This is a genomic window from bacterium, from assembly GCA_016702305.1.
Lineage (GTDB): Bacteria > Electryoneota > RPQS01 > RPQS01 > RPQS01 > JABWCQ01.
Genome location: JADJEH010000001.1, coordinates 137,106 through 151,052, shown reverse-complemented (window position 1 = coordinate 151,052; position 13,947 = coordinate 137,106). Strand labels below are relative to the sequence as shown.

General features: G+C 57.6%; 9 protein-coding genes, 1 tRNA gene and 1 pseudogene. 6 read left to right on the top strand and 5 right to left on the bottom strand.

The features are described 5' to 3' along the window. Positions 1-7: 7 nt before the first annotated feature. Positions 8-1,552 (top strand): aminotransferase class V-fold PLP-dependent enzyme, encoded by a 1,545-nt coding sequence (locus IPH10_00535; protein ID MBK6909414.1) that lies wholly within the window; start codon positions 8-10, stop codon positions 1,550-1,552. Positions 1,553-1,570: 18 nt separating this feature from the next. Here IPH10_00535 and IPH10_00530 read toward each other — a convergent pair whose 3' ends face one another. Next, positions 1,571-2,005, bottom strand: a complete 435-nt coding sequence (locus tag IPH10_00530) for a hypothetical protein (GenBank protein ID MBK6909413.1) — start codon at positions 2,003-2,005, stop codon at positions 1,571-1,573. Positions 2,006-2,416: 411 nt separating this feature from the next. Here IPH10_00530 and IPH10_00525 point away from each other — a divergent pair, with 411 nt between their 5' ends. From IPH10_00525 to IPH10_00510, 4 genes and pseudogenes are all read left to right on the top strand, one after another. Continuing rightward, a complete protein-coding gene (locus IPH10_00525) occupies positions 2,417-3,481 on the top strand; it encodes a 4Fe-4S binding protein (GenBank protein ID MBK6909412.1) in 1,065 nt (354 codons plus the stop codon). Between the two features lie 300 nt (positions 3,482-3,781). Next, positions 3,782-4,797 (top strand): annotated as a pseudogene (locus IPH10_00520) (nitronate monooxygenase). Between the two features lie 348 nt (positions 4,798-5,145). After that, entirely contained in the window at positions 5,146-6,939 is a 1,794-nt protein-coding gene (locus IPH10_00515; GenBank protein ID MBK6909411.1) for a hypothetical protein, read from the top strand. 416 nt (positions 6,940-7,355) lie between these two features. Then, complete coding sequence (locus tag IPH10_00510) at positions 7,356-9,758, top strand: sodium-translocating pyrophosphatase (GenBank protein MBK6909410.1); 2,403 nt, start codon at positions 7,356-7,358, stop codon at positions 9,756-9,758. Between the two features lie 75 nt (positions 9,759-9,833). Here the strand turns inward: IPH10_00510 and IPH10_00505 are convergent, their stop codons facing one another. After that, entirely contained in the window at positions 9,834-10,820 is a 987-nt protein-coding gene (locus IPH10_00505; GenBank protein MBK6909409.1) for an inorganic phosphate transporter, read from the bottom strand. 10 nt (positions 10,821-10,830) lie between these two features. Further along, positions 10,831-11,430 (bottom strand): DUF47 family protein, encoded by a 600-nt coding sequence (locus IPH10_00500; protein MBK6909408.1) that lies wholly within the window; start codon positions 11,428-11,430, stop codon positions 10,831-10,833. A 233-nt stretch (positions 11,431-11,663) separates the two neighbouring features. Here IPH10_00500 and IPH10_00495 point away from each other — a divergent pair. Then, a tRNA-Glu gene (locus IPH10_00495) sits at positions 11,664-11,739 on the top strand. A gap of 107 nt (positions 11,740-11,846) precedes the next feature. Here IPH10_00495 and IPH10_00490 read toward each other — a convergent pair. Both IPH10_00490 and IPH10_00485 read right to left on the bottom strand, forming a co-directional pair. Continuing rightward, positions 11,847-12,653 (bottom strand): response regulator, encoded by an 807-nt coding sequence (locus tag IPH10_00490; GenBank protein MBK6909407.1) that lies wholly within the window; start codon positions 12,651-12,653, stop codon positions 11,847-11,849. Positions 12,654-12,742: 89 nt separating this feature from the next. Next, positions 12,743-13,921 (bottom strand): response regulator, encoded by a 1,179-nt coding sequence (locus tag IPH10_00485; GenBank protein ID MBK6909406.1) that lies wholly within the window; start codon positions 13,919-13,921, stop codon positions 12,743-12,745. Positions 13,922-13,947: the final 26 nt, after the last annotated feature.

Below are 13,947 nucleotides of genomic sequence, written 5' to 3'. Positions count from 1 at the left end.
CCCTCGGATGACGACCCCCGCTCCTTTTTCGCAACGACTGTGTGACTGTACTCAGGCCGCACCGCGCGGTCCGGTCCAGACGCGTGACGAGGCCGACGAACGCCGATTTCTCGAGCGTCTCCGGGCCGGTGTGATCGGCACGGGCGTTGCGATGGAGACGCCGTACGGCACGAAGCCGCTGCGCTATTTCGACTTCATCGCTTCGGGCCGATTTCATCGCGACGTTGAAGAGGAGATTGCCGAGCGCGTGCTGCCGTATATGGCGAATACGCACACGGAGAGCTCGTTCACCGGGCGGCACATGACGCATCTGTTTGAGAACGCGTTTCGCCGCATCGCGCGCTACATGCGGGCCAATGAGGACGACGTGGTGATTCCGGTGGGCTCGGGTTCGACGGGGACGATCAACCGGTTGATCAACGTTTTGGGTCTGCGCTTGCCGGATCAGTTGGACGAGAAATATTGTCTGCGCGATCACATTCCGGCGAGCGAGCGGCCCGTCGTTTTTCGTTCGCTGATGGAGCATCACTCGAACGATATTTGCTGGCGCGAGACGATTGCCGAGACGGTCTACGTTGAGCTAAACGAGCGCGGCTGCATTTGTCCGAATGACCTGGCCGAGAAGATGCAGCCGTACAAGAATAGGAAATTGAAATTCGGGACGTTCAGCGCGGCGTCGAACGTGACCGGAATTCTAAACGACTGCCACGCATTGGCGCGGGTGCTGCATGAGCACGGCGCGTACGCCTTTTTCGATTACGCGGCAGCGGGGCCGTACGTGGAGATTGACATGCATCCGGAGCACGATCCGCAGGGCTATTTCGACGCGGTGTTTTTGTCGGTGCACAAATTTCTGGGCGGCCCGCGCACGCCGGGGATTTTGGTGGCGAACAAGCATCTGTTCACGAACCGTGTTCCGGCGGAGCCGGGCGGCGGGACGGTGCTTTATACTTCGCCGTGGGATCACCGCTATCTGTCCTCAATTGCGCACCGCGAGACGGGCGGCACGCCGCCGATTGTGCAGAGTATTCAAGCCGGACTGGCCTTCGATCTCAAGGCGGCGATTGGCACAGAGCGCATTGCGCGGATTGAGCATGACTACATGCAGCGCGCGCTGAAGGAGTGGATTCGCAACGACAAGATTCTGATTCTTGGCCTGACGGAAGCGAAGCGGCTGGGAGTATTCAGCGTGATCTTCAAGGACCTGCACCACAATTTAGCGGCGGCGCTGTTCAATGATCTGTTCGGAATTCAGGTGCGCGGCGGCTGCATGTGCGCGGGACCGTATGGTCACCTGCTCTTGCACATTGAGCAGACGCATTCGGCGGAAATCCGCGAGCGGTTAGATCATGGACACATTGGCGAGAAGCCGGGTTGGGTGCGGATCAGTCTGTCTCCGACGGTGAGCGAGGAGGAGTTTGAGGTGTTACTGGAGGCGGTGGATCACATCAGCAAGCACGGCAAGAAATACGAACCGCAGTACAAGCTGGTGGATGAATCCGGCGAGTGGGTGTGTGAAGGCTGCGGGCACCAGGTTTTGAACATGGATTAGCTGCGCTTCGCACGCCATTTATGGTTGGACTTCCCCCTCCCGTTCCCGATAAATTCTCGTCCCCACCAAACTCCCAACGAAGAGTTCCCCCAGCCCCCAGATGATACCGATGATGGTGAGTTTGACGGGCATGAAGCCGTAGAAGACGTTGGCGACATTAGGCAGCAGGTTGCCCATGAACCAGAGGATGAAGGCCGCGATCAGTGCGGTCTTTGGGCCTTTGCCGAACCGGGGAATCAGGGCGGCGTAGAGCCACACCAGCAGAATGCCCATGGATATTGAGACGAACGCGAAATAGACCATCGCGCCCAGACTAAGCGGCGGCAAATTGAAGCGCGCGAGTGCCATGTTCATGTCGTCGCCGACCACCGGCACCATAGTGACCGCGCTGATGATAATCAGCAAGCCCGCGACCAGTCCGCCGCGGATCACGCGGCACAGGTTGATTTGCAATGTTGAACTCCAAATGTACTATTTAGCAGAAGCATCAATCGGACGGATGCTTACAAACGATGCGAGCCGAACAGGTTATGAAAAGTTTCAATGGCGGCCCGCAGGTGTACCGCACTCCAATTTCAAAAGCGCCCACGAGCAAAGTCGCGGGTGCTTTTGTTTGGAGGGGTGCGGCACGACTCGCCATGGCGTGCCAACCACGTAGAACGAACAACCGCAAAAGCACAGCGGTCGCTGACAATTGCCACCTATATAAAGACAGTGCTTCCCGCCGGGAGGCATAGCGCCGTGTCTTCCGTATTGTTCACGAAAAATGACAATTCTGTGACAACTTGCGGACAGGAATTTCGTATACTACAGTAGAATTATGGATTATTGAATCCAAAATAGGTCATTGCAGGTCTGGAAACTATGGATATTATTGAGTTAGCTCGAACGCCGAAGTCGCCGGTACCGGGGACGGCCAAGGGGAAGGTCTACAAAGGCTTCTGGACGGCGAGGCATATCACGCAGTTGGCCTTCGCGGCGCTCAATGTCTGGCTGGGCATCGAGTTCTGGTGGTTTGTGCGCGCACTGGAAATGGGCGGAGACGGTCCGCTGACGTCGCGTCCGGCAGGTGTGGAGGCGTGGCTGCCCATCTCGGGGCTAATGGGCGTGATAGATTGGTTTGCGCGAGGCCAGTTGAATCTGATTCATCCGGCCTCGGCGATTCTCGTTCTGTGTTTCATCGCGATGGCCTTCTTGGCGCGCAAGGCCTTTTGCGCGTGGGTGTGTCCAGTGGGAACTCTCAGCGAAGGACTGGCGCTGCTGGGGCGCAAGCTGTTCAAACGGAATTTCCTACTGCCCCGCTGGCTGGACTATCCGCTGATGAGCTTGAAGTACATTTTGCTTGGACTGTTTTTGTCGGCATTTGTGATGATGGGCACGCGCGGGATGGCAGGCTTCATGAATAGCCCTTACAATCAGTTGGCTGATGTGAAGATGCTGCTGTTCTTCGTGGAGATCGGGGTGCTTGGCCTCGTTGTGCTGGCAGTTCTGATGATCGGAAGTATCTTTGTGGAAGGATTCTGGTGCCGCTACTGGTGTCCCTACGGCGCGATGCTGGGCCTGTTTTCATGGGCTTCGCCGCTGAAGATTCGCCGCAACACGGAGACCTGTATTGATTGCGACCGCTGCACCAAGGCCTGCCCGTCGCGCTTGCCCGTAGCCGCGAAGTTGCGAATCATTTCGCCGGAATGCACAGGCTGCTTGCGCTGTGAAACGGCGTGCCCGATCAAGGAGTGCATTACCCTTGGCCCGACGCCGCAGACGAAGGTGAATGCCCGGCAATTGGCCCTGATCGTGGCCGGCGTGTTCTTGGTGTTTGTGCTGACAGCGAAGTTGACCGGAGTCTGGGACTCGACGATCCGTGACGAGGAGTACCGCTACCATTTTGAGCGGCGGGACAACGCAGAGTACGGCCATCCAGGCCAGTAAGCAGCGTGGACGCTGGACCCTTTGCCGCTGGCGCGTGGGGCTTCACGTTGTGATTCTGTTTGGGTGATCCCCCCCAGAAAACTGACAGGGAATGCGGCGAGGCGGCGGGGACGAGGAGCATACGGAGTGGCATGTGCGCCAAGAATTCAATATCTTGGTAAGATATGCCTTACTCTCGGGTCTGGTGGGCTTTGGCGACACGGGTCGAGAGGCGGAGAAAGCCAATAGAGAAAGCCGTAGCGTTTGAAAACATTATCTTTGGGCGAGTTGATTGCCGAGCGCCCGATTATTCAGGGTGGTATGGGGGTCGGGATATCGCTGTCCGGGCTCTCGGCAGCGGTGGCCAATGCCGGAGGACTGGGCGTGATTGCGACCGCCGGAGTGGGGATGGCCGGGCCGGATTTTTATACGGATTTTCTGGAAGCGAATATGCGGGCCCTGCGCAAGGAGATTCGCAAGGCTCGGGAAGCGACGCGGGGATACTGGGCGTAAATATCATGGTCGCGCTGACGAACTACGCGGACATGGTGCGCACGGCGATTGAAGAGAAAATTGACGTGATCTTCTCGGGCGCGGGATTGCCGCTGAATCTGCCGCAGATGCGCCCGGCCGATTCACAGACGAAACTCGCTCCGATCGTATCGAGCGGACGCGCGGCGGCGATGATCTGCAAGCGCTGGCTCGAGAAGTACTCGGTGGTGCCGGATGCGGTAGTCGTGGAAGGGCCACTGGCCGGCGGGCACCTGGGGTTTTCTAAAGAGCAAATTGCCTCGCCGGACTATCGGCTGGAAAAGCTGGTGGTGGATGTGATTGAAGCCGTAGAGCCTTATGCCGTGCAGTCGGGCCGACCGATTCCGGTGATTGCCGCCGGCGGAATTTACACAGGCGCTGACATTCTGAAGTTCGAGCGCTTGGGCGCCGCCGGCGTACAGATGGGGACGCGGTTCGTGGCGACGCATGAGTGCGACGCATCGGACGCCTTCAAGCAGTGTTATGTAACGGCGACCGCGGACGACATGACGATTATCTCGAGTCCGGTGGGCATGCCGGGCCGGGCGCTGCGGAATAGCTTTATTGATTCGGTCGAGCGCGGCGAGCGCATGCCGCACGCCTGCCCTTATCATTGTATTCGTACCTGCAACTATCCGAATACTCCGTACTGCATCGCGATGGCACTGCAGAATGCCAAACGCGGAAATCTGAAGTATGGTTTCGCATTTGCGGGGGCGAATGCGCACCGCGTGACGGAGATTGTGTCGGTGAAGGAACTGATGGAAAGTCTTGAGCGGGAATACGACCAGGCTGTGTTAGGTTGAAGTTTGCGATAGCGCTTGTCTAATCCCCGGGTCTTTTGCCCGGGGATTTTTTGTTGCGGAAAGTGGATTGCGACTTTAATATCGAAAGTGCCTATTACCTCTGGTTCATGGCAGATAACTGCAACCATAAGCATTGGCTGTTTTTGGGCACAAGTAGCGTACACAAAAAAGATACGGTAAAGCACAGGCTACTTGACATTGGCGGGATAACGTCGTAGCATTTTAGCATAACAGAACGTTGCTTGGCGGGCGTCAGCGAGTTCTGCATCAATCTGGGCAAATTCCCGTTAGCAATCACCGCGGGAGTTTGCCTTTTTTTATCGCGGAACCGCCAGAAAGGAGTTTGAGATGTGGACGAATCACCATCTTAGATCTGTCAAGACGTGGATCGGATTGCTTCTGATCGTACTGGCTGCAACCTTCACCGCTCAAGAGACACTATCGGTCCCGGGCGTGCCGCGCCCGCTTGGAGTGGATTACACCCGCAATCTTTCCGATCAGCAGATTGCCCAGATTCAATCGGCCATAAACACGATTGCCGGCGGGCCGCCCATTTCATTCTCATGGAACGGCGGGAATGGAAATCAAACCGCATTTGGGGCGGTCATCGCCGCGGAACTGCAATGGCAGTTGTCCACGGGCCGCATAGATGCGCTCCCAATGGGACCAGGCGAGTATGCTGAAGCAACCATTGACATGACTGAGAGTCCCTACAACGATCAGATGACGATCAACAGCAACAAGCTGACCGAATGGCTGGCTCCGGGAAGTCAGAAGTATCTGCAAGAAACTCTGATTCACGAATGGGCGCACAAGAAGCAGACTACCGCCCAACACCCGACGGACAACGCTCGGGAGTTGGATGCTTATCGCTGTGAGCTGGCCTACAAGAACGCAATTGGCATGGGCTATGACGATCCGGAGTACCGCTTCGTAGCTTCACAGGATATTGCCTACATGGAGGCACGCATCGCCGAAATCGGCGAAGAGGATTGCGCAGTGCGCCCACTGTGGCCGTCATTCACAAATGGCAATGAGTACTACATCCTGTTTGACTCCAACCGTGTCGCAGGCGTGGATTCGTTAGTGGGTTTTCGATTCGGAGAAAACGTCTGGTCCACATTTCAATTTGACCATCGAGCCTCGGACATGAAGTTGTTTGAGGCGAGTCCACTCGTGCCGCCCGGTCACTCACTGGCAGTGGTTTGCGGTGGATTTCCCATGACCGGAGAAGCCGGAGTATTCGCCTACGATCTAATTGAAGGCGAAGTCTTCGCTGTGCTTCCACCGCGCATTTTCGCGCCGCCGGACAATCCGCCGATGTATTTCTATTCAATGGCGCGCGGGCCGGACCCCGCCTTTCAGTACTATCTCGACACGCTGGGCCACAAAGTATTGGCCATGATGGATATCAATCTGGACGGACTTCCCGAGATTCTTTTCAGCGAATATGCCAGTCTGGGAATGCCGGGTTTCGAGGTTCTTGCCGAAGCGCGGGGAATAGACTATGTCACAAGTCCGTGGCTGGGCAGCGGACTATTAGTTAATACGAATGATGTGCACCTTCCGCCGCATCACAATCTGTCGGACATGTTCTGGTTCCTGCCGGACAATGATCACAACCATATTGCTGACGCCTGCATGCCTGTGAATCTTTGGGCCTTCAAGGAAGTTCTGCCCGTGGCCGGCGGAAACATCCCCTGGGCAGGAGACATGACGGTCAATCTCTACGCGAGTTGGCAGCATCACATCTCGGTCATGAGTACGGACTCCGTGGGTGGGATGACGTTCGGCGAAGTCGGCTCAATGGTGATGATGGACGGCGTGCACGGTATCTGCGCACTCAACAGACCGCTTGAAGCCGGAGAATTTGTGCTGGCACAGGACAATTTCAATGGCACGCGCGTGCGGCTCGCAGCCAAGGTCATTGATCCGACGATTCACGATTTGACCTTGTTGTACGCCGACGGTTTGCTGCACTTCCGATGGACGGAGATTCCAGGAGCTCGGCAATATGAACTCATGCAATCCCCTGACGGGATGATCTACGTCCCGACCGGTCTGCTGACGATGGAACCGTCATTCATTTTGCCATTTCCGCCTGATCCGCTGCTTCACTATCAGGTTGCCGTTCGCAGATAACGCCAATGGGCTATTTTGGGTGCGATTAAGTTGTCAGACCTCGTCCTGAAATGTATGTTTCTCCTCTGTTTCCATTGCCAAACGCGGATGAAATGATTATCTTTGTGCCAGATTGCGCGAAGTTGGTGTGACCCGGCCCGCATGACCTCCCCGACCTGGTGAGCCCCGAAACGTTCTTCAACAGCGCTCCGGGGCTCTTGCTTCTGTCCCTTCCATATTGTTCCTAATTTCTTTTTTGTTAGATAGTTAAATCTTGAACAACCCAAAGGGTGTCCATGAAGAAGAATGAGAACTTCGGGCGACGCCGGCGGCAGCCGATGTGGCTGATCGTCGCACTGGTCGTACTTAGTGCGGGTTTCCTTGTATTCGGTCCGACGCTTGTGGCCTCTCCGACGGATGGTGTTCCGTCGGCGCCGATGCTGGCTCCGAATCACGGCCACGGCGGCGGTGCCGGCGGCCACGGTGAAGCGATTCAGTTGCCGTTCGGTCCGGACGCGTGGCTGCCGCTTTACATTGTACTGGGCGGCGCGATCTTGGCGCTGGTGTTCGGCTACTATTGGTCGCGCAAGACGAATAGTGAGAGTCCGGGCAGCGAGCGCATGCAAAGCGTAGGCAAGGCGATCCAGGAAGGCGCATTCGCGTATTTGGCGCGGCAGGTGCGCACGATGATTCCGCTGGTCATCCTGATTACGATCGGCCTGTTCTTCCTGTACAAGTCACAATACCAGACCATCCTGCCCGATGAGGCCACGAGTCTGGGTATCGGCGTGGCGTTGGCGTTTTTGTTGGGTGTGACGGCGTCGTATCTGGCCGGATACGTGGGCATGGGCGTGGCGGTAAAGGCGAACATGCGCGTGGCGCATGCGGCGTTGACGAGCTTCAAGCGTTCGCTGGAGATCGCGTTCACGGCAGGTGCAGTGTCAGGCATGTTCACGGTGGGCTTAGGTCTGTTAGGCGCGACGATTACGTTTATGGTCTACCAGGAGAACGCGATGTTCGTGCTGGTGGGCTTCGGCTTCGGTGGATCGCTGGCCGCGTTGTTTATGCGTGTCGGCGGCGGTATCTTCACGAAGGCGGCGGACGTCGGCGCGGACTTGGTAGGTAAAGTAGAAGCGGGTATTCCTGAAGACGATCCGCGCAACGCCGCGACGATTGCGGACAACGTGGGCGACAACGTCGGTGACTGTGCCGGTATGGCCGCCGACGTGTTTGAATCTTACGAAGTGACGCTGGTAGCCGCGATTATTCTGGCGGCCGCAGTGGGCGGCACGCTGGCGGCGAACGGCTTCGGCGGTTTGATGGCGGCGGGTTCGTTCACGTCCGTGTTCACGTTGAAGCTGGTCATCTACGCGCTGCTCGTGCGCGCTGTGGGTGTTGTGGCTTCGATTATCGGCATCATGGCCGTTAAGGGCAAAGATGATCCGGAGATGAACCCGATGGATCCGATCAGCCGCGGTGCGACGGTTTCAATCGTTGCGGCGTCGCTGGGCTTCCTGGCGGTGGCCTATTGGGTGTTCCGCACGGGATTGCCGCCGGTGCCGGCGGGAGCGAACCCGGATTTGGCGAGCATCGTGAGCGACTTCTGGTTCTACGCATTTTTGGCAACGTTCTTTGGTATCGTGCTGACCTACGTGATCGGCAAGCTGACAGAGTACTTTACAGCAGCTGAGAAGAAGCCTGTGACGGAAATTGCGACGGCCGCCAAGACAGGTCCGGCGACGTTGATTCTGTCCGGCTTGGCGGAAGGTCTGGAGTCTTCCGTGTGGTCGGCGGTTTCGATTGCGGCGACGATTTACGGTGCATACGCCTTGTTCCACGATCCGGCGATGGCGGCATACGCGATTGCGTTAGCGGGTCTGGGCTTGTTGGCGACGACGGGCTACGTGCTGGCAGAAGACACGTTCGGACCGATTTCGGATAACGCTAACGGCGTATTCGAAATGTCGGGCGCATTGATTAATGCGGACGGTTCGAAGAATCACGCGGCGCACAATATCGTCGCCCGCCTCGATATGGTTGGCAATACGACGAAGGCGTTGACGAAGGGTTTTGCGATTGCGACGGCGGTCATTGCGGCGGTGGCGCTGTATCGTTCCTACATTGACACGGTGGCGGTGCAGGACCCGGAAATTCTGACGAAGGGTATTCAGGTAAACCTGCCGGAGATTTTCATCGGTCTGTTGCTCGGCGGTGCCGTGCCGTTCCTGTTCTCATCGTTTGCGATTCGGGCCGTGTCGCGCGCGGCGGTGCTGCTGGTGGAAGAGGTTCGCCGTCAGTTCCGCGAGATTCCAGGGATCATGGAATATAAGGGTGTTGGTGAGAAGGGTAAGCCCGACTACGCGCGTTGCGTGGAGATTTCAACGGCGGCGGCCCAGAAGGAACTATTGGGACCGGGACTGTTGGCGATTTTTGCGCCGATTTTGTGCGGCTTCTGGCTTGGGCCTTACGCGTTGGGCGGCTTCCTCGCGGGCTGTATTTTGACGGGTCAGTTGATGGCGGTGTTTATGTCGAACGCGGGCGGCGCGTGGGACAACGCCAAGAAGAAGATTGAAGACGGCTATTTGGGCGGCAAGGGCACCGATGCGCACAAGGCCGGCGTGATTGGTGATACGGTGGGTGATCCGCTGAAGGACACGGCGGGTCCGGCGCTGAACCCGATGATCAAGGTGATGAATCTTGTTTCGATCTTGATTGCGCCGAGCACGGTGGTGATGTACGGCACGGGCGGCGGTTACGCAGTCGTGGCCGTCTCGTTGGCGGTGCTGGCGGGCGCGATTATGTTCTCGAAGCGCGGCGGCCTGGCGATGGACGCGAAGTAGCCAGCGCCAGTTTGAATACAGCAAGAGCCGGTCCGGTTGACCGGCTCTTGCGTTTCCAGGTATGTGTCCCGCGCGTTACACGAACAACGCGATAATGAATGAGACGACCGCACCGACGAGAGCGGAGGCGGGGATGGTCAAGATCCAGGCGATAACGATGTTGCCCGCGAGTCCCCAGCGGACAGCCGACGCGCGGCGGGTGGCGCCGACACCCATGATGGCACCACTGATCGTGTGCGTGGTGCTGACGGCGATGCCTGAGAAGGCGGTCACGAGCAATGTGATCGCACCGGCCGTTTCGGCACAGAAGCCGCCGGAGGGTTTCAGCTTGGTGATTTTCGTACCCATCGTCTTCACAATGCGCCAGCCGCCGAAGAGCGTGCCGAGGGCGATGGCGAAGTGCGACATGAGAATCACCCAGTAGGGGACTTCAAAGCTCGACAGCACGCCGGCGGTGACCAGCAGCCCGGTGATCACGCCCATGGTTTTCTGGGCGTCGTTGGTGCCGTGTCCGATGCTGTAGGCCGCGGCTGAGACGAGCTGCATGCGTCGGAATCCGCGATTAACGTTGGAGCCGCGCCGTTTGTGGAAGAGCCACATGACCACCGCCATGAGCAAGAACCCCATGACCATGCCCATGAGCGGGGCGACGGCGATGAAAACGACTGTTTTAGTCCAGCCCGAGTAGATAATCGAATCGAATCCGGCGTGGGCGATGGCGGCGCCTGCATAGCCACCCATCAGCGCGTGAGACGAGCTTGAGGGAATGCCGTAGTACCAGGTAATCAAGTTCCACGTAATGGCGCCGAGCAAACCGGAGAGAATCACGTATTCATTGATGGCGGCGAGTTCGACCAGACCCTTGCCAATGGTCTTCGCGACGTGGACATCAAAGAAGAAGGCGGCGACGAGGTTGAAGAAGGCCGCCCACAGTACCGCTTTGCGGGGCGTGAGGACGCGCGTTGACACGATGGTCGCGATGGAATTCGCGGAGTCGTGGAATCCGTTCAGGAAGTCGAAGACCAGCGCGACGAGAATAATGGTGATGACGAGCATCGTCATGATTTCACCATCACGCGTGTTTAATCAGGATGGTCTCGAGCACGTTGGCGGCGTCTTCGCAGCGGTCGGTGGCCGTTTCGAAGGCCACGAAGATCTCCTTGAGCTTGATGACCTCGATGGGGTCGCTGACCTGTTCGAAGAGGTTATTGACGCGTTCAATGACCGAGCGCAGTTCGGTTGGATTATTCATGCGCCGCAGGAGGTGCACGCCGCGTTCGAGTTCGACGACGGACGCGTTCAGGCACTCGATGAGCTTCAGCATCTCGGGCGGACAGACCTTGACCTTATAGAGGACGAACCTGCCAGCCCCGCCGTCCATGTTGTCGAGGATGTCATCGAGCGATGAGGCGAGCACGTGGATGTCCTCGGGGTCAATCGGCGTAACGAACGTGCCGTTCAGTTCCGAGAAGATGCGGTGAGTAACAGAGTCGCCCATGTGTTCAAGACTCTTGATGCGGGCGACAATGTCAATGCGCTCTTCGGGGGTGGCTCCGGGCAGGCGAAGCAGGGTTTCGGAGGCCAGCACGATGTTGTGCGCGGATTCTTCGAACAAGGCGAAAAACTGCTCATCGTGGGGGAGCAGCGCTTGCAGGATTCTGTCCAATCTCATGTGTTTAGTCCGGAATTGGCGGTTGCCGTGGGTGGGTTAACCGGTTCGTTGCCGCTGGGCGCGGGGCTTGGTGGTGGGTTTGCTCACACAATCTAAACAAATCGCCCCAGTTGAGCAAATCAACTAAATAGCCGGGTGGCGGCCAGCAAGACGCAATATGGTCGTGACTGCGGGCATTCAAAACCCCAGCCTTGACTTATAGCTGGTAAAATCTTATATTTGCGATTCCCTTCGGCGCGTTCGTCTAGGGGTCTAGGACGCTGGCCTCTCACGCCGGTAACACGGGTTCGAATCCCGTACGCGCTACCATGAGAAAAGGTAAGTAGAATCATCTACTTACCTTTTCTCGTTGGGAAGACCGTGGCCCTGCCGGGGATACGGTACTGTGCTCAGTGAGGCTGTGTGTGTCGGTGCAGTTAGCTGAGTTTTGGTTCAGAATCCAGGACGCGGCGGATGGCGGAAGACAGGTCCTTGGCGATGACCGGTTTCATCAAGAACTCGCGGATACCATATTTGGCGCAATTCTCGTGCGTGACTCTTTCGCTGAAACCGCTGGCCAGGATGATGGGAAGATCAGGCCGGATTTCCTGAGCGCGTTCGATCAGCGCGAGTCCGTTAAGCTGTGGCATATTGAGGTCTGTGATGAGCAGATCAAATGCCGTGGGATCGGATTCAAGCAATTCGAGTGCTGCTGGGCTACTGGTAGAGGTGACGATGTGGTAGCCCATCTTGCGAAGGGCCTTTTCGGCCATTCTGACGATTGGCGCTTCGTCATCCACAAACAGGATGCGTTCGGCCCCGCCGGTCAGCGCGGTAGACGTTTCTTCGACCGAGGCAACACCGCCGGTGAATTGTGGCAAGTAGATGTGGAATGTCGTGCCGATGCCGGGCTCACTATACACCGTGACCTGACCGGAGTGTTCGGCGACGATGCCATGAACCAGCGACAGGCCGAGACCTGTACCCTTGCCCACACCCTTGGTCGTGAAGAAGGGTTCAAATACTTTCTCGAGCAGATCACGCGTCATGCCGCAGCCGGTGTCGCTGACGGTCAGCCGCAGATGTGGTCCGGGTTTCAGGCTGGGATAGGCTTCCGCGAAGTCGCGGTCCACTTCGCAGCGCTGCAAACTGACTTCGAGCTCTCCCCCGTGATCCTCCATGGCGTGGTAGGCGTTGGTGCAGAGGTTCATGACGAGCTGGTGGATTTGAGTCGCATCGGCCATCACGAGTCCTGAGCTTTTGTCCACGTCTTCGATCACTTCAATGTTGGCGGGGAGCGTGGACTGCAGCAGCTTAACAGCTTCGCGTACAATCAGGTGAATTTCGGTTGGTTCGCGCGTGCTTTCAGTCTGGCGGCTGAAGACGAGAATCTGTTTGACAAGATCACGAGCGCGGAGTGCGGCAGTGACAATTTGCTCGATGTTCTCGGCGACTGACCTTGTCGTCCCAATCGGCGACGGCCATTTCCGGCGAAGCCGAGGATCGGCGTCAGGATGTTATTGAAGTCGTGAGCGATTCCTCCTGCCAAGGTGCCGACCGTCTCCATCTTTTGAGCATGTCGCAGATGACTTTCGAGCTTTTTCTGCTCGGTGATGTCCTGGGCGATGGCCGTGGCGCCGCAATAGTCGCCATTGGTGTCGTACAGCGGACGTGAGCGCACGATGACATGTTTGATATTACCGGAGGGCGTGTCAATCTCAAGTTCATAGTGACCGTGACGGCCTTGCGAGCGTTCCCGCGTCTGCTGTTTCATGCGTGTGCGACCTTCTTCGGTGAGAAAGTCGTAGACGCTGCGGCCCACGAGTTCGGCAGCCGGCATTTCGAATATCCGGCCCATGGCCGGGTTGCAGTAGGTGAATTCCGTCTTTGGGTTGACGGTGCAGAGGCCTTCCTGCAAATTCTCGACGAGTTCGCGGTAGCGGCGTTCACTCTCAGCAATACTGAATTCAGCGCGTTGACGTTCGGCGATTTCGTTACGGAGCGCGGAGTTGATGCTCTCAAGCTGTTCGGCTTGGTCGCGGATTTCCGCTGTCTGGCGGCGGACTTCGTCAATCAGGTGTTCTTTGTATTGCCTGTTTTCGCGGCGCAGAGCGGCGCGTTCGAGTGACCGGACGATGATGTGCTCAAAGGCGGCCATGTCTTCGACAGGTTTCAGCACATAGTCCCAGGCGCCCATGCGCACGGCTTCGACGGCGTCTCCGATGACTCCGGTGCCGGAGACGATAATGATTGGCAGTTCCGGCAGATTTTCACCGACGAACCGGACAACATCGAGGCCGTCCACTTCGGGCATGCGCAGATCGCAGAGCACGAGGTCGGGCGCGGCCGAGCGGATCTTTTCGATGCCTTCGCGGCCGTTGCCGGCTTCAATCACGTCGAAGCCGCTGTCTTCCAGATAGGCTCGGAGCGAGCGACGAACACCAGGTTCGTCGTCAATAGTCAGGATTCTCTGAGGTTGTGCGCCGCCGTAAGGGATTTGCAGTTCGCTCATGCTGCGTAACACTCCGCACTGTGGAT